Source organism: Shouchella clausii, assembly GCF_002250115.1.
In the GTDB taxonomy this organism is placed as follows: domain Bacteria; phylum Bacillota; class Bacilli; order Bacillales; family Bacillaceae_D; genus Shouchella; species Shouchella clausii.
In genome coordinates, this window is record NZ_CP019985.1 from 4406864 (window position 1) to 4428917 (window position 22054).

22 protein-coding genes are annotated in these 22054 nt (G+C 44.8%); 9 read left to right on the forward strand and 13 right to left on the reverse strand.

Going from position 1 to position 22054, the window contains the following annotated elements; translation table 11 throughout:
• Positions 1-67: 67 nt before the first annotated feature.
• Entirely contained in the window at positions 68-1483 is a 1416-nt protein-coding gene (rlmD, locus tag BC8716_RS21730; protein WP_094429021.1) for a 23S rRNA (uracil(1939)-C(5))-methyltransferase RlmD, read from the reverse strand.
• 154 nt (positions 1484-1637) lie between these two features.
• Between rlmD and BC8716_RS21735 the strand changes: the two genes are divergently transcribed.
• Complete coding sequence (locus BC8716_RS21735) at positions 1638-2009, forward strand: GAF domain-containing protein (protein WP_244835562.1); 372 nt, start codon at positions 1638-1640, stop codon at positions 2007-2009.
• 618 nt (positions 2010-2627) lie between these two features.
• Here BC8716_RS21735 and BC8716_RS21740 read toward each other — a convergent pair.
• From BC8716_RS21740 to BC8716_RS21760, 5 genes are read right to left on the reverse strand one after another with little or no spacing between them, the layout of a single operon-like run.
• Entirely contained in the window at positions 2628-3692 is a 1065-nt protein-coding gene (locus BC8716_RS21740) for an ABC transporter ATP-binding protein (RefSeq protein ID WP_094429023.1), read from the reverse strand.
• A complete protein-coding gene (locus BC8716_RS21745; protein ID WP_257251798.1) occupies positions 3689-5404 on the reverse strand; it encodes an ABC transporter permease in 1716 nt (571 codons plus the stop codon). Before BC8716_RS21745 ends, BC8716_RS21740 begins: the two co-directional genes overlap by 4 nt.
• A gap of 31 nt (positions 5405-5435) precedes the next feature.
• Positions 5436-6512, reverse strand: a complete 1077-nt coding sequence (locus BC8716_RS21750; RefSeq protein ID WP_094429027.1) for an ABC transporter substrate-binding protein — start codon at positions 6510-6512, stop codon at positions 5436-5438.
• Positions 6509-7309 (reverse strand): 5'/3'-nucleotidase SurE, encoded by an 801-nt coding sequence (gene surE / locus BC8716_RS21755; RefSeq protein WP_094429029.1) that lies wholly within the window; start codon positions 7307-7309, stop codon positions 6509-6511. The genes BC8716_RS21750 and surE overlap by 4 nt, the downstream gene beginning before the upstream one ends.
• Positions 7284-8096 (reverse strand): sugar phosphate isomerase/epimerase family protein, encoded by an 813-nt coding sequence (locus BC8716_RS21760; protein WP_094429031.1) that lies wholly within the window; start codon positions 8094-8096, stop codon positions 7284-7286. Before BC8716_RS21760 ends, surE begins: the two co-directional genes overlap by 26 nt.
• A 395-nt stretch (positions 8097-8491) precedes the next feature.
• Here BC8716_RS21760 and BC8716_RS21765 point away from each other — a divergent pair, with 395 nt between their 5' ends.
• Together BC8716_RS21765 and BC8716_RS21770 are read left to right on the forward strand one after the other, a co-directional pair.
• Complete coding sequence (locus tag BC8716_RS21765; protein WP_094429033.1) at positions 8492-8911, forward strand: Rrf2 family transcriptional regulator; 420 nt, start codon at positions 8492-8494, stop codon at positions 8909-8911.
• Positions 8912-8978: 67 nt separating this feature from the next.
• The gene (locus BC8716_RS21770; RefSeq protein ID WP_094429034.1) at positions 8979-9875 is read left to right on the forward strand and encodes an NAD(P)/FAD-dependent oxidoreductase; all 897 of its coding nucleotides are present in this window, start codon (positions 8979-8981) and stop codon (positions 9873-9875) included.
• Positions 9876-10277: 402 nt separating this feature from the next.
• Here BC8716_RS21770 and BC8716_RS21775 read toward each other — a convergent pair whose 3' ends face one another.
• Together BC8716_RS21775 and pdaA are read right to left on the reverse strand one after the other, a co-directional pair.
• Positions 10278-10508 (reverse strand): hypothetical protein, encoded by a 231-nt coding sequence (locus BC8716_RS21775; RefSeq protein ID WP_094429036.1) that lies wholly within the window; start codon positions 10506-10508, stop codon positions 10278-10280.
• Between the two features lie 168 nt (positions 10509-10676).
• On the reverse strand, positions 10677-11456 hold the full coding sequence (gene pdaA / locus BC8716_RS21780; protein ID WP_094429037.1) for a delta-lactam-biosynthetic de-N-acetylase: 780 nt from the start codon (positions 11454-11456) through the stop codon (positions 10677-10679).
• A gap of 139 nt (positions 11457-11595) precedes the next feature.
• Here pdaA and BC8716_RS21785 point away from each other — a divergent pair, with 139 nt between their 5' ends.
• Complete coding sequence (locus BC8716_RS21785) at positions 11596-12417, forward strand: DUF368 domain-containing protein (RefSeq protein WP_094429039.1); 822 nt, start codon at positions 11596-11598, stop codon at positions 12415-12417.
• A gap of 418 nt (positions 12418-12835) precedes the next feature.
• Positions 12836-14203, forward strand: coding sequence for a hemolysin family protein (locus BC8716_RS21790; protein ID WP_094429041.1), 1368 nt, complete (start codon positions 12836-12838; stop codon positions 14201-14203).
• 142 nt (positions 14204-14345) lie between these two features.
• Here BC8716_RS21790 and BC8716_RS21795 read toward each other — a convergent pair whose 3' ends face one another.
• Positions 14346-14993: a histidine phosphatase family protein gene (locus BC8716_RS21795; RefSeq protein ID WP_094429043.1), complete on the reverse strand. Its 648-nt coding sequence runs from the start codon at positions 14991-14993 to the stop codon at positions 14346-14348.
• Between the two features lie 169 nt (positions 14994-15162).
• On the opposite strand from BC8716_RS21795, the gene yfkAB reads away from it, so the two are divergent.
• Positions 15163-16272 (forward strand): radical SAM/CxCxxxxC motif protein YfkAB, encoded by a 1110-nt coding sequence (gene yfkAB, locus BC8716_RS21800; protein WP_094429044.1) that lies wholly within the window; start codon positions 15163-15165, stop codon positions 16270-16272.
• Between the two features lie 162 nt (positions 16273-16434).
• Here yfkAB and BC8716_RS21805 read toward each other — a convergent pair whose 3' ends face one another.
• From BC8716_RS21805 to BC8716_RS22435, 3 genes are all read right to left on the reverse strand, one after another.
• Positions 16435-17238, reverse strand: a complete 804-nt coding sequence (locus tag BC8716_RS21805; RefSeq protein WP_063609419.1) for a YfkD famly protein — start codon at positions 17236-17238, stop codon at positions 16435-16437.
• A 176-nt stretch (positions 17239-17414) separates the two neighbouring features.
• Positions 17415-17765: a hypothetical protein gene (locus BC8716_RS21810; RefSeq protein ID WP_011246141.1), complete on the reverse strand. Its 351-nt coding sequence runs from the start codon at positions 17763-17765 to the stop codon at positions 17415-17417.
• A gap of 105 nt (positions 17766-17870) precedes the next feature.
• Entirely contained in the window at positions 17871-18020 is a 150-nt protein-coding gene (locus BC8716_RS22435; protein ID WP_011246140.1) for a hypothetical protein, read from the reverse strand.
• Positions 18021-18277: 257 nt separating this feature from the next.
• Between BC8716_RS22435 and BC8716_RS21815 the strand changes: the two genes are divergently transcribed.
• From BC8716_RS21815 to BC8716_RS21825, 3 genes are all read left to right on the forward strand, one after another.
• On the forward strand, positions 18278-18448 hold the full coding sequence (locus BC8716_RS21815) for an FbpB family small basic protein (RefSeq protein WP_011246139.1): 171 nt from the start codon (positions 18278-18280) through the stop codon (positions 18446-18448).
• Between the two features lie 279 nt (positions 18449-18727).
• Positions 18728-20065 carry a cytochrome ubiquinol oxidase subunit I gene (locus BC8716_RS21820; protein ID WP_094429046.1) on the forward strand — a complete coding sequence of 446 codons (1338 nt, stop codon included), beginning with the start codon at positions 18728-18730 and terminating at the stop codon, positions 20063-20065.
• A 16-nt stretch (positions 20066-20081) separates the two neighbouring features.
• Entirely contained in the window at positions 20082-21119 is a 1038-nt protein-coding gene (locus BC8716_RS21825; RefSeq protein WP_094429048.1) for a cytochrome d ubiquinol oxidase subunit II, read from the forward strand.
• A 75-nt stretch (positions 21120-21194) separates the two neighbouring features.
• On the opposite strand, the gene BC8716_RS21830 is transcribed toward BC8716_RS21825, so the two are convergent.
• Positions 21195-21995: a hypothetical protein gene (locus BC8716_RS21830; RefSeq protein WP_094429049.1), complete on the reverse strand. Its 801-nt coding sequence runs from the start codon at positions 21993-21995 to the stop codon at positions 21195-21197.
• Positions 21996-22054 lie beyond the last annotated feature (59 nt).

Here is a 22054-nt window from a genome sequence, read left to right on the forward strand (position 1 = left end):
CATTCCCTCCCTTTTTCGATTGCTCTTTTCATTTTCCTAGTAAAAACAAACAAGATTTTAACGTTTTTTATTTGAGAATCAGCTCAGTTACACTTTCGACCTGTGCCGTCCACGGGAACATATCGACAGGCTGGATGGATTGAATCGCATAGCCGCCAGCTTCGATCAGATGTTGTACGTCTTTGGCAAGAGTAGATGGATTGCATGAGACGTAGACAATTCGTTTTGGCTTCGCTTTTAGCATGCTTTTTAACAATTGGCGGTCACAGCCGCTGCGTGGAGGGTCTACTAAAATAACGTCCGGTTTAAATCCTTGCTTAAGCCACAACGGCAGCCATTTTTCTGCAGGACCGACTTCATATACAGCAGCGATTCCATGCTTTTTGGCATTGCTGCGTGCATTTTCAATCGCTTCTTCGGTAATATCCATGCCACGGACTTCTTCAGCTTGATCGCCAAGCCATTGGCCAATTGTACCGACACCACAATAGGCGTCAACGAGCTTTTCTTTTCCCGTTAAATAGGCCGCCTTTTTCGCTTCATTGTACAATTTAACCGTTTGGCTCGGGTTTAATTGGAAAAAGGCGCGTGCCGATAGGTCAAAGCTGTATTCTCCAAGACGCTCATGGATCGTTTTTTCACCGTACAAATGAACGATTTTCTCGCCGAATATAAGCGATGTTTTCTCATGGTTGACGTTTTGCATAACGGACGTCACTTCAGGCAGTTTTTCCCGCACTTGTTTAATAAGCAGCTCTTTTTTCGGGAGTGCTTCGGTTCTTGTAATAAACACAAGTTGGATTTGCTTTGTTTCAAAGCCAATTCGAGTCACAATCGTCCGAATGTCACCGCTATGCGTTTTCTCATTATAAATAGGAATTTGCAAATCTCCGAGCAGCTGCTTAACAATTTGTGCCACCCGGTTCAGCTGCTTATGCTGCACCATGCAAGCGGACAAATCAATTAAATCATGGCTATTTTCCCGATACAGCCCTGCTGCCACTCTGCCGTCTTTTTGCTTGCGCGTTTGCAGCTGGCTTTTATTGCGGTAATACCAAGGGTTGTCCATGCCTATCGTATTTTTTAGCGGCAGCTTTGATTCTGGCACATTTGTGTAGCGGACAAACGCTTGGCGCACGATGTCCTTCTTGCCTTCCAATGTCGCCTCATAATTCATATGTTGAAGCTGGCAGCCGCCGCACTCTTCATAGATGGGGCACGGCGCTTTAACACGGTCATTTGATCGCTTGCGGATTTTCTTTATTTTCGCTTCTGAAAAAGAGCGCCCTGCCTTTGTCACTTCAGCGACAACTTCTTCCCCTGGCAAGGCGCCTTTTACAAAGACAACATGGCGTTTATAATAACCAACGCCTTCTCCATTAATGCCTATACGCTTGATCGTCAACGGAAACTTTTGCCCTTTGACTACAGACACGCCTTGGCTTGATCGAGAAGACGCTTTTTGTTTATTGTTCGTTTTCATCGTCTCACTCCTGTTAGTGGAGGCGGTCGCACTTTTGTTAGTTGCCAACTCGCTTCTTTCTCTAGTATAACAAAATCGACTGCTTTCCTAAACTTTCTAATCCATCTTGCCTGCAGTTCTGTTAGAATGGAGAAGGAATTTTGCATAAAGAGGGGTGAGAGGGTTGTCTATACCTACCGATATCGCATCGCTAAAAATAATGGCCCATGTATACAAGAAAAAGGACGTTTACTCCATATTCGCTAAAACAGTGGAAAGCTTAGTCGACACCGTTCCATATATTGATTGGGTCGGCATTTATATGTATGAAAATCTCGACCATAAGCTTGTTGCTGCCTCCTGCTTTGAAAATGATTTGCGCTGGGAATGCAACGGCGAATTAAAATTTCCCGTTAAAAATGCAAACAGTACGGAAATCGGCGTCATGGTCGTGCGCACGAAAGAAGCGATCGCCTTCGATGTGACAGATGTCGCAACGCTTGAAACGATTGCAAGTGCCATTGGCCATGAATATAGCCTCAATTAACGAAGAGACTGTCCCTATAGCCTCTAAATAAAAAGGGAACTGCCCTAGAAAATACAATCGGCAGTTTCCTTTGCGGGACATGCTTGTGCTCACTTCTTATGCCCTCTTTTAGTCAGTACTTCTCTTGCCATGATTGCTGCTATATCGACCTAGATACTCAAGCACTAGCTCTTTCAAATGTAGCTACAGCCCAAGCAAAGACTGTTTTTTTCGTTGAACGATCGCGCTCCCGTTAAGTTTACTGATCGTAGGGATTGGTATAAAAACAATGGATGGATTGATATAACGAAATGATGTATTTACGCTTTTTACTGTACTTCCTTATTGCAACGACGATGTTCTATTTTGTAAGTAGATATGTTGCCACTCAGGAAAGTGGTTCTTTTGAATTTATAGTAGGCAATTTTATCCGTGGTCTCATTATTGTTGTAACAGGTTATTTAGTGGCCATAAAGATGTTTAGAAATGAAAGGAATTAAGCCTAGCTCCAAAGCCAGACTTAATTCCTTTTGTGTTCCTATCAGCTTAGATGCGTTGGTACAAGCGTTTCGCCTTACGCCTCACAACAGTCTTGCTCACAGCAAAATCTCCATCGTCTTTTGTGTCCCCTCAAGCTGACTACCCGATTTGGGCTTTGCGTGGTACTGGTGCTTCTTCCTTTTGCAAACAGACTGTATCGCCTATCCGATAACGCTCATTTAGTGAGCCGTAAACCGTTACCGTTTCCTCCCCTAATTGAACAGCATATTGGATTTCCCTTCCTTGATAAAGCACATTCGCTATTGTTGCTTTAATCCCTCGTTGCTGATCGTTGAGTCGCCATTGGTCAGGGCGAACTGGATACGTTTGCTGTTGTTTAAACGCAGCAGCAATGTCTGTTCCATCCCAACGTAATGTAGGGTCAACGTCAGGATGAAAATCGTTGCCATTCCACTTTCCAGATAGAATTGTCGCTTTGCCGACAAATGTCGCGACATACGTGGTTTTAGGATAAAGGAAAATGTCTTCTGGCGTCCCTATTTGTTCAATTTCTCCTTCTTTCATAATGACAATTCTGTCTGCCATCGCCAATGCTTCCCCTTGGTCATGTGTGACATAAACGACGGAACTGTTTGTATGCCGGTGCACATTCTGAATTTCGCGGCGCATCTCTTCCCGCAGCTCGGCGTCCAAACTGCTTAGTGGTTCGTCCATAAGCAGAAGAGATGGCTGGTGGGCCATTGCCCGGGCGAGCGCTACCCGTTGTTTTTGTCCGCCAGACAGCTCATTTGGCATTCGTTTTCCTAAATGGCCAAGCCCTACAAGCTTTAAAACGTCAAGAGCCCGTTCTTTATAGTACTTTTTCAGGTCAGCAGGCGTATGGGGATGATGGCGCAATGGGAATTCTACCTGCTCCTGTACACTCAAATGAGGCCACAACGCAAAAGATTGGAAGACCATGCCGATGTTCCGGCGTTCAGGTGGGACGACATGTTTTTTTGTGCTAACGCAAACTCCGTCCATGTAAATCTCCCCATCTGTTGGCCGTTCAAAACCAGCGATTAACCGAAGGAGTGTTGTTTTGCCGCAGCCTGACGGGCCAAGTACTGCCACAAATTCGCCAGCTTCAATCGACAAATCGATCGAGCGCAATGCTTCAAATGCGTCAAATGCTTTTCGTAAGCCTGTGATTTTTGTTGTCATATGTCCTTTATCCTCCTGTCTCGAACATGCTGAAGCATATACATACTGACCATTACAAGCAAAATGGCCGTGACAATGAGCATCGAAAAAGCGGTAGAATGAGTCGAGTACCCGGCTTGCTCAAAGTTAAAGATCATAAGCCCAATCGTTTCTGACCCGCTCGACCATAGCAATGAGGAGACAGTCAGTTCCGTCAACGCCGTCAGAAATACAAGGAACGCGCCACTTAAAACACCTGGCAGTAGCAAAGGCACTAACACGCGGCGCCACTTCGCCATTGGCCGTGCTCCGAATAAGCTAGCCGCCTCTTCCATCGACGGATCGACTTGAACCATCGCTGTATAGCTGCCCCGGACTTGCAACACCATAAACCGAGTGATATAGGCAATAAACAAAATCCCAATCGTTCCATACACGCCTGGATTCCAGCCAGGAATCGGCTCGAGCCACATAAAAATCATTGCCAGAGCAAGCACCATTCCTGGTAGTGCATATGGGAAGCCAACAAATACTTCAAGCGCCCGATTAAGTGCATTTGGTTGACGGGCACGCATATAGGCGAGTCCAGTGCCGACGAATAGGCAAATCGCCATTGTGCCTGCTGCTAAAAGCAAGCTGTTGCCAATCGCACCTTGGACACGGTCATTCTCAAACAAAATAAAACGGTAATGATCAAGCGTGAGATGATCCGCTGAAAACGGCAAGCCATATGCCTTGACCAAAGACGATTGCAACATAGAAGCAATCGGCACAACTGTGATCATCAACAAAAATGCCCATAAAGAGAGTTCAACTGGCAGGCGTAGCCGCCCAAGCTGGTAGCGGGGCTCATGGTCTTGTTGGATCGTTTCGGTTTGCTTTGCTTTGCGCACAAGCCACCATTGCGCAAATGTGCCAAGTAACGCAACAGCAGCTAAAATGACTGAGAGCGTTGCCGCCCGCGCAAAAGCAGACGGTCCAAATCCAACTACTTCTTGGTAAATGGCTGTGCTGAGCACTGTAATTTGCGCCGGGATGCCGAGAAACGCCGGGATGCCGAAGTTGTCTAAATTGGCGATAAAGGCAAGCAGGCCACCACCGGCCAGTCCTGGAAGCGCAAGAGGAAAGGTTACTTGTTTGAATACATGCCAACTGCTTGCCCCACTTGCCCGTGCAGCCCATTCCATTTCACGGGGAATTTTTCGCAGCACACCTACTGTAAATAAGAAAACAAGTGGAAAATGGGACAAAGCAAGTGTAAAGATGATGCCTTCCATCGAATACATTTGCAACGGTTCGAGTGAGAAAGGAAGGAGCTGAAGCAACGATGCCACCCAGCCGTTGCTGCTCATAAGCTGTGTCCATGATAATGTCAAAATGTAGGACGGAATAATAAAAGGGACTAAAATCATCAGTTGCAGTAATTTTTTTAAGCGAATGTCGCTATAAGCAACCAGCCAGGCAAAAACCAATCCTAACGCGAGCGCGAGCGTTGTCGCCCCCGCTACCATCACAACGGTATTGCCAAAAATCGTCCATGTTCGTGGTTCAGAAAAGATTTGCGTATAATAGGATAATGTTAGCTGGCCTTCCTGAAAAAAACTAAGCAAAAACAGTCGGATAACCGGTAGCACAAACAAGCAAAAAATGACCAAAGCAAGTACCCACGCCAGCAGGCGTCGCTTCTGAAAAAAGGCAAAGCGTTGATGAGCTCCATCTAGTTGTACGCCCACTTTATTCCCCCCTGTCAATCATGTCGTTCATTTAATGGGCTCCAAAAATAGATTGAAATTGTTCTTTATCTTCTTCTCGCCCTTCCAACAAATCGGCAAGATCGGCTGATAACACATGGAGTTCGTCCCCTCCCTTGAGTCCAGCTGGTGCGTCTATCCCTTCACGAATCGGCGTGTAGCCAACGTCTTTGCCTAGCTGTTGCCCTTCTTCAGAAAGGACAAAATCGACAAATGCTTTCGCTGCCCCTTCATTTTTGCTGTTTTTTGTTATCGCAATCGGCTCCGTAATGACTGGCACGCCTTCTTCTGGATAAACAAAATCAATCGGAGACCCTTGTTCTTTCGCATTGGCTACGACAAAATCAACGACCATTCCATAAGAAGCCTCGCCGCCCGCTACTGCTTGGACCACACCGCCATTTCCTTGAACGACTGTTGTTTCATTTTCATAAAGCTTCTCATAAAACGACCAGCCAAAATCGTCGTTTCGGCTAAATACACCTGCGTTGTATGCAGCCGCGCCTGAATAAAGGGGGCTTGGCATTGTCAGTTCCCCTTTGGCATTGTCTGCGGTTAACTCGAACCAAGATGTTGGCGCCTCCTCTACTAAATCGGTGTTATAAGCGAGCACAGTCGCCATTAGCTTTGTGCCGATATACATATAGTCTTGATCAACAAAATCAGCAGGGATGTGGGCAAGCTCCGGGGACTCGTATGGCAACAGCAAGTCCTTCTCTTTTAAGTTTTCGAACGTCACTGCATCCGCCAGCAAAAGCACGTCCGCTTGTACCGAACCCGCCTCCTCTTCCGCCAACAAGCGGCTGACAACTTCTTCTGTCCCAGAACGGAAAATCGTGACGTCGACATCAGGATACTGTTCGCGAAAGCCAGCGACGAGCGCCTCAGCATCGGCATCTGGCTGGGATGTATAAAACGAAAGCGTTCCAGCAATTGCATCCGTTCCTTCCGCCTGTTCCGTTTCATTTGTTTCAGATGTTTCTGCCGCGGAATTCACTTGCTCTTGGACATTTTCTGCTCCGCATCCTGCCAAACTAACAGCACTAAAGACCAATAAAGCAAATGGGACCATTCGTTTTTTTTCTATCATTGGATGATACCTCCTGTATGTTCCTGTGGTTGCACGAACAATCGTTCAATCCGTTGAATTTCTTTTTTGTTAACCCGTTTATGTTCAATTGGTGTAATCGTAATATAGCCCTCACGCAGCTTAGCGTAGTCGCTTTCCTCTGCTAATTCTTCTTGCTTTAGTTGGTTCAAGTGATCTTTTAGCCAGTAATACACGTTCCCGTGTGGATCATTTAAGCCAACATACCGGTAGCGTGTAACCGCCAAGTCCATCGGTACAACAGCAAAGCCTTTTACAAAGCTTTTTTGCAAATACGGCAAATTAATGTTTAAAAACAGGCCTGGTTTCCATTTTCGTTGGAACAACACTTCTAGCACGCCGTAAAATAATTCTTTCGGATAGTGCAATTTGATTGGTTCGTCAAGCTTATTAATCGAAACGGATACGGCAGGAACATGGTGGAGGACCGATTCAGCTGCGCCTGCCATTGTGCCAGAATAAAATAGATCACGGCCTAGGTTAGGGCCAATGTTCATGCCTGAAAAAACAAAATCCGGCTTAGCATCACACAATACTTCTAGCCCCAACTTAACACAATCGGCTGTCGTTCCGTTCACCGCATAAGCGGGTACAGTCTGTCCAAAAATCGACACAGGCGTCGCCTTAATCGGCTGCCTGAGTGTAATCGAATGGCTAATCGCGCTCCGTTCTTGATCAGGGCATACAACCAATACATCGCCAAAATGTTGCAACGTCTCAATTAAAGCCTGTACGCCTGGCGCAAAAATACCGTCATCGTTGGTAACCAGAAACTTCATACAACCCCTCTTTCTGCTTTTGTCGAACACCTTCCAAATAGTGAAGGTGACAGAGCAGCTTGCGATTTGATAAAGCATCCATGCCTTCAAGCACAACAGGAATGGTGGCCTCTTCCAATAAAGCGAGAATCGGCCCCAGCTGAATGTCCCCTTCCCCAAGCGCCAAATGGTAAGCCGAACTGGAAGAGTCACTTAAATGAACTTTGCTAATTTGCTTTGTTGCTAGGTACGCTTCAACCACATCCATGTGCAACGGAATATGGGCAACATCAAATGTTACTGAAAAACGTCCCTTGACTGCTTCAAGCAACGTATTCATTTCGTCTGGCGTTGTAATCAACTCTTTTCCTTTTGGCTCCATCAATTCTAGCGATAACAAAACCCCATACTGCTCCGCTAGTTTAATTAACGTCTCTGTAACAGCGATTTGCTGTTCTTGGTGCCATTCAAGCCATCCGCCATCTACACTTAACCGCCCAGGATGGACAGTGACATTGCTTGCCCCTAGTTTTGCTGCCGTTTCAAAAGACCGCTCCAACTCCCGCAACGACTGCTCACGAATGCCTTTGTTAATCGATATTTGATTCAAATCCCAACTCGGGGCATGAAACGTGTATGCGAGCGGCAAATCCCGTTGAGCCCGTTCAACCTCGAAGACGCTCGTCCCGTGCCAGTTCATCTGTTCTGCCCAAATCTCAGCGCCATAGAGCCCAAGTTTCGCAAATTCAGCCAGCACTTCTGGAATCGGCTTGGACCAAAGAAGCGTGGTTGACGCATATACATTCATGTATAATTCTCCTTTTTACTCGTGTCCTTTTTATCTCACTACTTTTTTCAAATGCATGGGCAAGTCAATGATCCGCCCCACCCCTTTCGGCTATTTATTTACAGTGTAGCAGCATGATTTCAAGAGAGATTTAAACAAAGCTATCCATTATCTAAATCTTTTGTAAAGAATCCCGTGTTTGAACAGGAATAACAGAAAACCGTGTAAATCGGATTTATCCTTGGGTTCACCTTGAAACGTTGCGCAAAATTGTAAACATTCTGTTGTGATTTAATCAAACATTCATATTTGCAGCCCGTGAAAGCATGCTTGTTGCATTCAAAATCAATTTGACGTATAGTTAATTACAGACTCAACCGATCTGGAATAACGGCAAAATTGGAGGGGCTGTAGCAATGAAATATTCAAAGGCAACGAACTATGCACTGCATACAATGGCTTTTTTGACGCTAAATGAAAAAGACGAAGCGATTGGCGTTGAACAGTTGGCGAAGATGCAAAATCTCTCGCCTACGTATCTGTCAAAAATTTTAACTAAGCTGGTTAAAGCCGGGTTAATCGAATCAACGCCTGGTGTAAAAGGCGGCTACCGTCTTTTAAAACGCCAGAAGGAAACGTCTTTTCTTGATGTGATCCAAGCAATTGAAGGTCAAACGAGCTTGTTTCATTGTTCGCTCGACCACAAAGAGCTCCCACACAATCATGGTTGTTTGATTGAGCAAGTCATGATGAACGCCGAGGCAAAAATGAAAGCGGATCTCGATGCCACTTACATTGCAGACATCGCCAGACAAATGAAAAAAAAAAGGGCCTAGTCTCCTTTTTTGCACCGATTACAGATATAAAGAGTCCTTAATATATACAATAAAGGAGCATAGAGCCATGTTTGATTGCATCATTATAGGAGGAGGCCCAGCTGGGCTAAACGCAGCACTTGTACTAGGTAGAGCGAAACGAAAGGTACTGCTATTGGATGAAAACAAACCACGGAATGCCGTCACCCATGCATCACATGGTTTTCTAACTAGAGACGGGATCAAACCGAGCGCGTTTAAAGAAGCAGCATACGCCGATTTGAGAAAATATCCAAATATAGAGTGGGCACAAGTACGCGTAGGCGCAATGACAAAAGAACAAGGCGGCTTTTCTGTGCAAACAGAAACGAAGGAAACGTATCACGCACGGAAAATCTTGCTTGCCACAGGTTTAAAAGATCAATTGCCAGATATAGCAGGAATTGAGTCATTTTACGGCTCGAGCTTATTCCCGTGTCCATTTTGTGATGGCTGGGAATTACGCGATCGGCCCCTTGTCGTCATTTGTAAAGATGAGCGCGTCCTCCACTTAGGAAAACTCATCTGGAACTGGAGCAAAGACTTAGTCATTTGCACAAATGGCCAGCGCTTTTTAACGGATGAGCAGAAAACTGCGTTTCTAGCCAACGGCATCAAAGTGATCGAAGAAGAAATCGCGGCCCTCGAAGGAGAAGACGGCCAACTACAAAACATTCGCTTTGCCGATGGCCAAGAAATCAACAGAGAAGGCGGCTTTGTGGCAGTCGATTTGCAGCAAGCCGAAGCCTTTGGGAAAGCACTTGGCTGCACATACAACGAGCAAGGCGGCATCAAAACCGATCCGTTTGGCAGAACAAGCGTCGCAGGTGTTTACGCTAGCGGCGATACTACCTTTAACGGGCCACAGCAACTGATTTTAGCGGCAGCAGAAGGCAGCAAAGTCGGGGCAGGCATCGTGATTGATTTGGTTGATGAAGAGTTTTAATGATTAGACAAGGTCCTTTCCAGAAAATGACTTGGAGCATTGCTTATGGAACAAACAAAATGGGCAGTGCACGAAAATATCTGGATATGACCAAATACCTTGAATGGCTGAAACAATAACTAGTCCAGCATGACATCGTTGTGTTACGCACAATAGGCTTTACAAGGAGTGACGGGCGTGATCACCTTTAGTATGATGCGAATCTTTCTTTCTACTCACTCGCCCCTTCGCATTCGCATCACGCCCGTAGAGGCTCCGTGTTCAAGCTGATTCCTTCGTGTTAAGCCGAAGTTGAATTTACACATAAATTTGGCTTGATCAATCAACAAAAGTAGAAATAAACCTGTTTGTTTTCGTATTTATCAATCTAGTATAGTCACTGCACCTGCTATTTAATGTGAATCAAGTGCAACATTCAGTAGCGTCCTTCACTGCATCTTCTTGTATGAAGATTTTACCATCTCTCGTTTCGTAAGGGATATTATTGTCTTCAAGTCTTTGTGAATGTTCTGGTATATCCTCGCTCCCCCAATTAACGTTAAATTCTCCCGTATATTTTCCTTGCTGTTGACAAGCACTCATTGCGATCGCAGTGAGAACCAAGCAACTAAAAATTATTATTTTTCTTTTCATCTAATCAAACACCCTTTCTTCCAGCTGTTTGGACAACATTCTTCCTCACCCTGTACCCTTTTTCTCTCTTTAATTGTACAAAAAAGCCTGTCGACTGTCTCGGTTTTACCGAGATTTTGCCAACAGGCTGAACTACTTTTGCACCAAACGTTAATTGAGCGGTACACACTAAGGCATGGGAGAATGTAACGACAATTCGTCTAAACTGCGGAACGTGTAGCCTTGGCGCCGGCATTCATCAATAATATCAGGCAATGCTTCGGCGTTATCAGGCGATACAGCGTGGATTAACATAATCGCTCCAGGGTGGATTCGTTTCATTACTTGGTCGTAGGCATACTTTCCGCCCTTTTGTTTATCGACTTCCCAGTCTTTATACGCAAGGGACCAAAATACATTCGTATAGCCAAGCTCCTTTGACTTCATGAGCGTCCGCTCACTAAATTCCCCTCTTGGTGGCCGTAAATAGCGCATCTCCGTCTCGCCTGTTATTTCAGTAAACAATGTTTTCACGTCGTCGAGTTCAGCCGCTAGCTTGGCATCGCTTGTTTGTGGCAAACTCGGATGGTGGTATGAATGGTTGCCGACAATGTGCCCTTCCGCCACCATTCGTTTCACAAGCTCTGGCGCTGTTTTTAAATAATGGCCTGTCACAAAAAAAGCGCCTGTAACCTGTTTTTCTTTTAACACGTCAAGGACTTTTTCGGTATAGCCGTTCTCATACCCGTTGTCAAATGTTAAATATAAAGACTTGCTGTCCCGGTCGCCAATAAAGTAACCATCAGCTTGCTCTAACAGCTCTTTGTACAATGGTTCTGTATCTGCAGGCGTGTGGGCTGGAGCCGGTTTGTAACTCCAATTGTATGTTTTGTTTTCATACCCGAGCGCAAATGAAGTTTGCCCAATGATAATGGAAAGCGAAAGCAGTAAACAAAGTGCATTTTTCATACATTTCTCCCTTTCATATGTTTATCCGTAGCTTCCGTCAGCAGAAAGGCTTTTATGCGTTCTTTTTTGTTGCATGTTTTAATGGGCTATGGTTTCATTAGCATGATGCTGTTTTTGCGATCAACTAGGAGGATGCTAAATGTTTAACTGGAAAAATGTTTTTCGAGGTGCCGCTATGGGCATCACCGAACTTGTGCCAGGTGTGAGCGCGAGCACAATTGCTATGCTTTTGGGCATTTATGAAAAGTTGCTTCAAGCAATTAGCGACTTGACGACAGGCCATATAAAACGTGCTTTTCGCTTTTTAGTCCCACTCGGCATTGGCATGGTAGCTGCTGTTGCTTTATTCGTGAAAATCATAGAATATTTGCTTCATGTACATAATCAACCGATGATGTTTTTATTTGCTGGGCTCGTTCTTGGTATTTTGCCGTTTTTATGGCGCTCTGCCCATGCAGAAACGAAACATTCGTTTAAACCCCTCCATTATGTGTTGATGATTGGGGCATTTGTGCTTATTGCAATGACCAGTTTTGTCGGCGAATCAAACCAAGCAGTGATGGAAAACCTTTCATTGCCAGACTATATTTATTTATTTTTTTCAGGCTGGCTGGCAAGTACTGCCCTTGTGCTGCCTGGCATTAGTGGCTCGCTCGTTTTTTTAATTCTAGGCGTGTACCATACAGCGATTGCTGCACTCTCGACTATTAATATCCCTGTTATTATCACAATTGGCTGTGGCGTTGGCCTTGGGCTGCTTGTGACAAGCCGGCTCGTCCGTTTCTTTCTTAAAACGTATACGCAAGCAACCTATTCGCTCATGATTGGGCTTGTTGCCGGTTCTCTTATTGTTATTGTTCCAACTGAGTTGCCTGGGACGTTCCTCTATTGGCTTGTCTCGATTATGGCCCTTTTGTTTGGCCTTGTAACTGCCTTAACATTTGGGAAAGCAGAGCGTTGATAAACGGAAAACCGCTGTTTTAACAATCGTACAAAAAGTACCTATCCACGATGGACAAGGTACTTTTTTGAATTGCGCATCAATTTGTTTAAAATGTTTGACGTTCGCAATTAATTGCCCTAAAATGAAAGTAGTTTATGCGAGAGCGGGGTGATTCGATGGTGGAGAGTACAAAGTAGATAGAAAAACGGTATCGTGCGTACATGCCGTTTGGAACTTCTCGATTGCTTTCCAATCGGGTCGGGCTTCCGCTATTCTTGCGAAACCATCTACCACTTAAAAGTAATTGTGTACGCAGCTAGCCTTTCATAGGTAAACCGTTAGAATTGCGCGTTGCCCTCTGGTTCCAAACTAGGAAACGTTATTCCTAATTTGAAGGACACACAGGAGGTGACTCCCTCTTATACGAGGGGAATATTTGGACATACAACAGGGATTAAGCTTACTGGCGGTCGCCATTCTTATTGCGTTAACCGCTTTCTTCGTAGCATCTGAATTTGCGATTGTAAAAATACGTAGCACACAGCTTGAACCGCACCTTGCTACAGGCAAAAAGTCAGCGATTTATGCTAAAAAAGTGACTTCCAACTTGGATGAATACCTTTCTGCCTGCCAGCTTGGAATTACAATTACTGCCCTAGGGATCGGCCGCCTTGCAGAGCCGACTTTTGAACAAATGCTCCACCCCTTCTTTGAAGATGTAGTGCCCGCTTCGGCAGTAACTTCATTATCGATTGCGGTTTCATTTCTTTTTGCGACATTTTTGCATGTTGTCATTGGGGAGTTGGCTCCGAAGACCATCGCTATCCAAAGAGCTGAGCAGGTTACACTTCTTTTTGCGCGGCCGCTTGTATGGTTCTACCGTATGCTTTTCCCATTAATTTGGAGTTTGAATGGCTCAGCCCGCCTTTTAATAAAAATGTTAGGCTTCAAGCCAATGTCAGAACATGAAGTGACGCATACAGAAGAAGAGCTGCGCCTTATCATTTCCGACAGTTACAAAGGCGGCGAAATCAATCAATCCGAGTTTAAATATGTAAGCAAAATTTTTGATTTTGACGACCGGATTGCTAAAGAAATCATGGTTCCAAGGACGGAAATTTCTGCAATTTCAATTGAAGACTCGCTTGAAGACAATTTAGCAATCATGCGGGAAGAAAAATTTACCCGCTATCCAGTTGTAAACGGCGATAAGGATCATATCCTCGGAATCGTAAATGTACGGGAAGTTTTATCAGACATCGTCGCCCCTGATGTGACAGAAGAGATAAAACTTGAAAATTATATTCGTCCAGTCATTAGCGTGATTGAATCCATTCCTGTTAATGACCTGCTTGTCGAAATGCAAAAGAAACAAACGCATATGGCGATTTTGTACGATGAATATGGGGGCACCGCAGGGCTTATTACAGCGGAAGATATCATCGAAGAAATTGTTGGCGAAATTCGCGATGAATTTGATGTGGAGGAAGATCCACTTATAAGCAAAATTGACGAGGATCATTATTTACTTGACGGCAAAACGCTGATTTCAGAGGTCAACAAACTTTTACATGTCGAGATTAGCGAAGAAGATGTTGACACAATTGGCGGCTGGCTCTTAACGGAGAAATACGACATTGCTGTCGGCGAAACGTTAACGTTCGGGCCTTATGTATTTGCGGTTAAAGCTTTTGACGGGCGTCAGATTAAACGAATCGAAGTCTTAAAAAAGGACGAAGAAAACAGTTTTAAAAAGGACGAAGAAGCTCGTTTCGACCCCCCGTATGAAGCGTCTGGCTCCTAATAAATCTATCAATCTAATTAAAATGGCTTGTTGCGAGGATGAAAGCAGCCGTATATGAAATGACGAGCTACGTTTTCGTGCTTTCCAACACTCTTGCAAAAAGCGAGGCAAACGACACATTTCGGTGCGTTTGCCTTTTTTCTTACAGCAAACCGTGCTTGGCTGTTAAATCAGCACGAACGGTTTCGAGGTGCGCTGTCCGGTTTGTGTAGTGAAGGAGGTAACGTTCGTCTTTTTCTTTCCACTCAAGCAAAGTTACGCTTGTATTGCCGATGATAAATGGACGTTCAAACGCAGCCCATTGTTCTCCAACAATAGCATACATAAGCAGACAGCTAATAAAGCCACCATGCGAGACAAGAATGACCGACTCATCATCACGGTGTGCCTTTTTTAATTGACTGAGCAATGAATAACAGCGCTCTGTTAACGCTAGGGCAGACTCTGTGCCTTCGATTCCTGAGGCAATCAACGGCTTTCCTGTTGTTTCAGGGAAGCGCTCCGCAATTTCAGAACGCGTCAACCCTTGCAGCGGGCCAAGGTTGACTTCACGCAACAATTCCCATTTTCGTGAAGGAAGCTGCGTTGCTTCAGAAATCGCTTGTGCCGTATTAGCAGCCCGTGTTAGGTCGCTTGTATACAAATAATCAGCAGCAAGTGTTGTACAAAAATGAGCCACTGCTTGCGCTTGTTTTTTCCCAAGGTCCGATAGCGGGAAGTCCATTGAACCTTGGATTTTTCCTAGCCGATTCCCTTCTGATTCCCCATGCCGTATCATATATAATTTCATTGTATCCTCCTTGTTAGGGGCAGCTTCCATTGCCTCTATTCGCGCACTTGCGCCATCATTAGCCTTGCACCGCAAGTGTACCAAACATGACGGACATCCTCAATTAGTCTTTTTCTTTTAGCAAAGATGCGCTAAGATAAGGGATGGACATTAAAAGGAGATTGATGAAATGAATGCGCAACAGACCATTGCCCCTCACACGGACCCGTGGGAAGCCTATAGGGATATCGAGCAATATGGCGAACTGACCCTTTCAAACATTGAAGTTACAACGACTACGCTATGTAATATGCGCTGTGAGCATTGCGCGGTCGGCTATACATTATCGCCAAAAGACCCAGACCCCCTCCCGCTTGATTTACTCATTCGGCGCCTAGATGAAATTCCCCGCCTCCGTGCGTTTAGCATTACAGGCGGCGAACCGATGATGAACATGAAGTCAGTGCGGGAATATGTTGTCCCTTTGCTTAAATACGCACACGAACGTGGCGCCAAAACGCAAATCAATTCAAATTTGACGATGCCTCTTGAACGCTATGATCTGATCCTGCCCTATTTGGATGTCTTGCATATTTCTCACAACTACGGCAGTGTCGATGATTTTTCGCTCATCGGCTTTGCCCATTCAAAGCATAAACCGAAAGAAGAACAGCGCCATGCGATGTTTCAACGAATGATTGAAAATGCCAAAGCGTTAACGGCAAGAGGCGTGATCGTTTCAGCTGAAACGATGCTAAATAAACGGACACTTCCCCATTTGGAGAACATCCATCAGCAAATTGTCGAAATGGGCTGCCAACGCCATGAAGTGCATCCGATGTATCCAAGCGACTTTGCCAGCAGTTTAGAAGTAGCGAGCTTGGATGAGATTAAATCAGGCATCCACCGCCTCCTTGATTGCCGCAATCAAAACGTTTGGATGCTCTTTGGCACACTGCCATTTTATCCTTGCAGCCACAACGAAGACGACTTGCAGCTTCAAAAACGCCTGTACAGCGAACCGAATGTGACCGTCCGCAATGACCCCGATGGCCGGTCGCGCTTAAATGTAAACTTATTTAGCGGCGATATCATTGTCACTGATTTTGGCGACGTTCCTAAGCTTGGGAACATTCAAGACAGCCGTTTTGATGAAGCTTACGCCCGGTGGCGCGATTCAGCGATTAACCGTTCTCTCTCTTGCCATTGTCCTTCTGTGCAATGCTTAGGTCCGAATTTGCTTGTCAAAAACACCTATTACCGTGAAACCGATTTTTCAAAACGATCTGCTCGTTTTTAATTGGTGGAAATGAAGAGCGAAAACCACACTCAGATTAAAAGAAACGCTTGTTAGACGAGGAGTGCAGGCGCAAGAATAGAACAGAGGTTTATGAGCTTAGGCAAACGCCGACGTATGCGAAAAGAACCCATGCCCTTGTTATGAAAGAGGCATGGGTTCTTTTTATTTTGGTTGTGTAGAAGCCATAAACGTAAAAGAGATATTGTCTTGCACAGGAATCCAAGCACTAATGCCTTGCTCGGTTACATTCTTGACATCTAACCTCGGTTTTCCGCCTTTTATCGTTAAATACACTTCCCCATATGTGACATTTCCTTTTTCTTGGACTGCCGGAACATAGCCGTATAGGTAGCCAACTTGGCGTGATGGCACATTGTATTTTTGGTTCTTTTTCGTCCCTTGGCCAACCACTGTATCAAAAGCAAGGGGCAAGCTTGTTTTCTCAGCAGCGCTAATCATCATCATCTTTTTGACTGCCTCTCCGTTCGGTATTTTTGCGCTCAAGCCGCCTGTCACTTTTTTCTGTTGTTCTTGCAGGTAAGACATGCTCTTTGGTGCATTTCCGCCACGGTTGTCAATGTAATTTGTATTGACTTTTTGATACTCCCAATTGACTTCCGTTCCTTTTGATTGGTAAGCTAGAGGCCATTCTCCTAAGTAAATGGAAGCTCTCATCGCAAATCCCAATTGCGGAAACTGGATCGACGACTCATTCATTAGCCGGATTAAATCTGGATTTTGAATTTGCTCTTCCGTTGACCGGAGCAATTGTTTGGCAAACTCGCTTGGCTGCAAATAAGGCAAGTCTTGTGTTGCATTTTTATATGTGTTTTCTTTAGAAATGGATAAGACAGAGTCAGGAATTTTAAAAGATGTTTGTTCAGGCTCATTTGCTTCCGACTTTCCGTACGCAGGAGCCGTGATTGCCAATATAAAAGCCAACAATAAAAGCGCAATTCGTTTCATAAGAAGTACCCTCCTTCTATCGTTTGTAAAGGTATTGTTTGACATCTCTTTTCGTTTTATCCATCAAAGCCGTAAAAAAAACAGCAGCATATCGCTGCTGCTGTTTTTACCTAAGCCCGATCTATAAGAAAGAACGCCAACCGTTGCTGCCGTCCTTACTTAAAGAATCCCCTCTCTTATCTTTCGTTATTCATCTCACGCTGCTTTTTTAACAGCTTAATTTCGTCAGCAGCTTCCTTTGCTGCTTGGATCGCTTCCTCAGATGTTTCTTTCATATGGCTTGCTGTTTGTGTCAGCGTGCGCACATCTTCGGAAATGTCTTTCCAAATCGAGCGGACATCCTCCATGACTTCTTTTGCTTGCCCAACCATGTTTTCCCGATTGTCCCGCAAAAAGGCATACGTGTCCCCTGCCTGCTGCTTCAGTTCCTTCGCTTCTTGGCAAAGACGGTTTCGCCAATCTTTTTTTACAAGTACAGCCCCGATGACAACACCTGCAATCAAAATCCCCCATTTTTTGCTGGCCATTTTTATTCCTCCTTTATGTATCCTGTTTCTATTTTAAAACAGATTCTCTCGCATTTGTAAAGCTGAACCCATTCACAAAAAAATGCCAACCGCAATGGGTCAGCATTAGTTGTATGTTTGCACAAGGCAACGGTCTGTTTCAAGGATTTCGAATTTAGTGTGATGATTGCTGTTTTTTAGCTCATCCACCTGTGCAGAAAGTTTTTTTATTTGTTTTTCAAGGGCAATCAATTTTTCTTTTTCTGATTGTGTCATTGTTGGTCCCTCCCCACTTTTAGCTTGCCCGAACAAGCGCTCAATCACCAGTAAAAAAGATCCCTTTAAGTTAGAAATATTCTACCAGTGTTTTTCATTGATGTAAAGTGTCTTCCCTAAAAGGATTTTCTGCTTAACTAGACTTGGTTCGACAAATTTCATCTTTATCAAAAATTTGTAACAAATTACGCTTGTAAAATTACGTTTTCATGGTATACTAATGATAGGAAATATTCAGACACAAAAAGGGTGATCATATGCGTAAACGTCATTTAATCCGTTTTGAGGACTTAATGGCCCAAAATAGAGATGAACTTTTAAACGATCCTGAGGCTTTATCCAAAATTGATGATAAATTGGATGAACGTGCCCAAAAGAAAAACCGTTCACTCAAAAAAGCCAAACCAACTAGAACGAGCCGTTTTTAAGGCTCGTTTGAGGTTGTCGACAGAGTCGACAAAATCCCCTGGCTGATAGAAAACGCTTGTCAGCCGAGGCGCGAAACCGAGTGAAGATGCGAATAGAACATGGGTTCATGAGCATATGAATGAGGTGAGCAACGAAGGATGCGAGCGTTTTTCTACAGTCTGGAACGAGCCTTTTTTTAGGCTCGTTTTTTTATTCCCGCACCTTTTCCCTTTTTGTATATTTTTTTGGCAATCGCACAAAGTAATTTCATATAAAAAAACGGGAAGCGGGGGTCCCTCATGGATCATGTGCTGCTTGCACGCATGCTGTTTGGCACGTCAATGGCCTTTCATATTATTTTTGCGACATTAACAGTCGGCCTATCGCTAATGATTTTTTTTGCAGAATGGATGAGGGCGCTACGCAACGATCTCGATTATGCCGTCCTCGCCAAGCGGTTAACAAAAGGGCTTGCCATCCTTCTTGGCGTAGCGATTCCAACTGGTACGATTGTAGCGATTATGCTTTCCCTGCTCTGGCCAGGCTTTATGGAAATCGTCGGTCAAGTGATTGCGCTGCCATTTCAAATTGAAATTTTTGCTTTCTTTTTAGAGTCGTTGTTTTTGGCTATTTATGTATATGCTGCTGATCGTCTTTCTCCTGCTATGAGAATCATTAGTTCCTTTTTTATTGCCTTTGGCGCTGTGGCCTCTGCTGTTTTGATCACTAGCGCCCACTCTTGGATGAATACCCCGAGAGGTTTTGACATCATTGACGGCCAAATTGAAAACGTCAATCCGCTTGCGGCTGCCTTGTCGCCAAGTTTTTGGTCGACCTCGTACCACGTCGTTAGCACGGCCTACATGACAGGCGCTTTCGTGTTATGTGCTGTTGCTGCTTTTAAGTTGTTAAAACCATCCATTACAGCAGCAGAAATCCGCTACCACCAAAAAGGATTAATGTTGGCGCTCGTTTTTGGATTTTTGATGTCTGTTTGGACTGGTTTTACCGGCCATGATACAACGGTCATGCTTTATGAGGAAATCCCAATTAAATTAGCAGCAGCAGAAGGGCTTTTTGACACACAAACCAATGCACCATTGACGATTTTAGGAACGCCAAGCCCAGAAGCGAATGAAGTGATTGGCGGACTGGAATTCCCTGGACTGCTAAGCTGGCTCGCGACTGGCTCGACGGACGGGGTCGTCCAAGGGTTAAATGATTTTCCTGTTGAACAGTGGCCTCCACTTTTTGTTCATACACTATTTAACGTAATGGTCGGCATCGGTTTTGCATTGATTGCTGTTTCAGGCCTTGGCCTGCTGTTTTCGTTTTTCAGACGCAAACAGGACGGGATTCGGTTTCCGAAATGGCTTTTAATCGCACTTGTTGCTGCTGGCCCCCTTGCGATGATCGGCATCGAGACAGGTTGGATTTTTAGCTGTACTGGCCGCCAGCCTTGGATTATTTTCGGCGTGCAAACGACCGCCGAGGCAGCTACAACTTCCGGGAACCTCGGCTTGTTATTCTTTTTGTTCTCAACGCTTTACCTTGTTCTGCTTATTTTAACGAGTTTTGTTATGTATTTTTATTTCAAGCGAAATCCGCTCCGCCAAGATATGAGCGCGTTCCGTTAGGTATTAGGAGGGGTTTATGGAATCTGTCTATGTTGCGGTACTGCTGTTATGGGCATTGCTGTTCATTTATGCTGTTGCGGGTTCGATTGATTTTGGCACAGGTTTTTGGGCCATGTATTATAGCCGCCAGAATCATTATAAAGCAGCAACGATTGCAAACAACTTTTTATCGCCTGCATGGAAAGTAACAAACGTTTTCCTTGTCCTTCTCGTTGTTGCATTTGTGGCTCTCTTTCCAGGCGCAGCCCCTACGCTCGGCACATTGATGATCGTGCCCTTTTGCCTTGTCCTGCTGTTGCTTACAATCCGTAGCGCCTTTTTGGTCTACGCGTACAGCACGAAAAAATATTCGCGCATGCTGACGCTCGTCTCTGGGCTATGTGGTCTGTTCATCCCAGCCATTCTCGTCAGCATTTTACCTGCAGCAATTGGCGGATTTGTTGTCGTCGCTGGCGACAAGCAATACATCCTAGTTAACGAGCTATTTTTAAGCCCTGCCTTTTATACACATGTTGGCTTTGGCCTTGTCACCCAGTTGTTTATTTCCGCGTTGTTTATGTGCGATTATGCAAAAGAGGCTGGAGACGAGAGCACAGCCTCTTCTTACCGAAAAAACGCGATTTTCCTTGGCCCTGTTACCCTTGTTTTTGCGGTAGCTGCCATCTTTACGCTTATTCCAGAAGCGCCGTGGATGTTTGAGAAGTTTTTGTCGCTTTGGCATTGGTATACTTTATCCCTGTTTGCTTTTGCGTTAGGGTACAGCGCCTTATGGTGGCGGTCAAAGACAAGCCATCTCGGCCAACCTCGTGCCGCCTTATTGCTCATTGTTGTCCAGTTTGGTTTAGCGAGCATTGCTTATGGCAGCGCCCATCTCCCATACTTGCTTTACCCGAACGTCACGATCTATGATGCCTTTACCAATGAAACCATGTTTCGTTATTTGCTCATTGGCTTCCTAATTGGGCTCGCCATTCTCGTCCCTGTCTTTCTCTATTTTTGGCGGCTTTTCTTTAAAGATAAAGCGTACTTGCAGAGCGATCAGCACGACTATTAATAGACGCCACTGCTTATTCGAGCGATAGTGGCAATCACATCACTTAACAACAGTGGCGTCGAAATTATCGTTCGATTACCGCTCGTCTCGGACTGGAACTCCTTGAATAGGAAAGTCAAATAGCTCTGGATCGAAGTCAATGTCTTCTTCAAATGTTGTTAAAATCGAAACTTGGCCGGGCTTGCCTTGATAAAATGCATTTTCTCTTACTAGCAACCCCGTTTCAGTATCGAACCACAAATTGATTTCTACACCCTGTTCTTCTGCCTTCGCTTGCACATGATGTGCGAGGTAGCCGCTGATTTCATAAATGCCTTGATATGTAAGAGCATAGGGTGATTGCTCAGCTATTAGGTCTTCAAGTGGCTCGGCTGAAAACGGCGGAACATGGTCATCGCTAGCTGCGCTCAGTACAGCAAAGCTATCTGTGTTCCGGTACACGTTTCTTCCTTCAGGCGTTTGTGTTTCGATTGTTTCCACGCCATTCCCATGCTCATCAATGTCTTCAGATTGCTTAAAAAAGTAATCTGGGCCATTGTCAGAACGGTATACATGCAACCGCTCAAAAGCATACGCTTCCATGACAGTCCCATCTTCCGCTACTTCGTGTTTTTGCCACTCTAGGCTAAAATGCTCCAATTTTTTCTCTGCAGCAATCGCTTCCTCGATAACGGAGTCGGCTGTTATCGCTTCAACCGTTTCCGCCTCCCCTTCTTCTTCAGACAGTTGATTGTGCTCCTTTTTATCGCTTTCTAATGCCATTTCCTGATTTTCATTTGTCTCATTATCCGTTTTTTGTTTCGATGTTTCTGTATCTCCTGCACAGGCAGAGAGAATGGCAAGTGCCGATAACATCGCCATCCACTTCATTTTCATTCAAGAAGGCCTCCTCCTTTGAAGCTCCTAAGCATCGATTTCCATGTTCTATTGTTATT

Coding starts and splice junctions, on each gene's coding strand:
- rlmD (WP_094429021.1), bottom strand. CDS start 1,483: ATGAAAACGAACAATAAACAAAAAGCGTCTTCTCGATCAAGCCAAGGC.
- BC8716_RS21740 (WP_094429023.1), bottom strand. CDS start 3,692: ATGACAACAAAAATCACAGGCTTACGAAAAGCATTTGACGCATTTGAA.
- BC8716_RS21750 (WP_094429027.1), bottom strand. CDS start 6,512: ATGATAGAAAAAAAACGAATGGTCCCATTTGCTTTATTGGTCTTTAGT.
- surE (WP_094429029.1), bottom strand. CDS start 7,309: ATGAAGTTTCTGGTTACCAACGATGACGGTATTTTTGCGCCAGGCGTA.
- BC8716_RS21760 (WP_094429031.1), bottom strand. CDS start 8,096: ATGAATGTATATGCGTCAACCACGCTTCTTTGGTCCAAGCCGATTCCA.
- BC8716_RS21765 (WP_094429033.1), top strand. CDS start 8,492: ATGAAATATTCAAAGGCAACGAACTATGCACTGCATACAATGGCTTTT.
- BC8716_RS21770 (WP_094429034.1), top strand. CDS start 8,979: ATGTTTGATTGCATCATTATAGGAGGAGGCCCAGCTGGGCTAAACGCA.
- BC8716_RS21775 (WP_094429036.1), bottom strand. CDS start 10,508: ATGAAAAGAAAAATAATAATTTTTAGTTGCTTGGTTCTCACTGCGATC.
- pdaA (WP_094429037.1), bottom strand. CDS start 11,456: ATGAAAAATGCACTTTGTTTACTGCTTTCGCTTTCCATTATCATTGGG.
- BC8716_RS21785 (WP_094429039.1), top strand. CDS start 11,596: ATGTTTAACTGGAAAAATGTTTTTCGAGGTGCCGCTATGGGCATCACC.
- BC8716_RS21795 (WP_094429043.1), bottom strand. CDS start 14,993: ATGAAATTATATATGATACGGCATGGGGAATCAGAAGGGAATCGGCTA.
- yfkAB (WP_094429044.1), top strand. CDS start 15,163: ATGAATGCGCAACAGACCATTGCCCCTCACACGGACCCGTGGGAAGCC.
- BC8716_RS21805 (WP_063609419.1), bottom strand. CDS start 17,238: ATGAAACGAATTGCGCTTTTATTGTTGGCTTTTATATTGGCAATCACG.
- BC8716_RS21810 (WP_011246141.1), bottom strand. CDS start 17,765: ATGGCCAGCAAAAAATGGGGGATTTTGATTGCAGGTGTTGTCATCGGG.
- BC8716_RS22435 (WP_011246140.1), bottom strand. CDS start 18,020: ATGACACAATCAGAAAAAGAAAAATTGATTGCCCTTGAAAAACAAATA.
- BC8716_RS21815 (WP_011246139.1), top strand. CDS start 18,278: ATGCGTAAACGTCATTTAATCCGTTTTGAGGACTTAATGGCCCAAAAT.
- BC8716_RS21820 (WP_094429046.1), top strand. CDS start 18,728: ATGGATCATGTGCTGCTTGCACGCATGCTGTTTGGCACGTCAATGGCC.
- BC8716_RS21825 (WP_094429048.1), top strand. CDS start 20,082: ATGGAATCTGTCTATGTTGCGGTACTGCTGTTATGGGCATTGCTGTTC.
- BC8716_RS21830 (WP_094429049.1), bottom strand. CDS start 21,995: ATGAAAATGAAGTGGATGGCGATGTTATCGGCACTTGCCATTCTCTCT.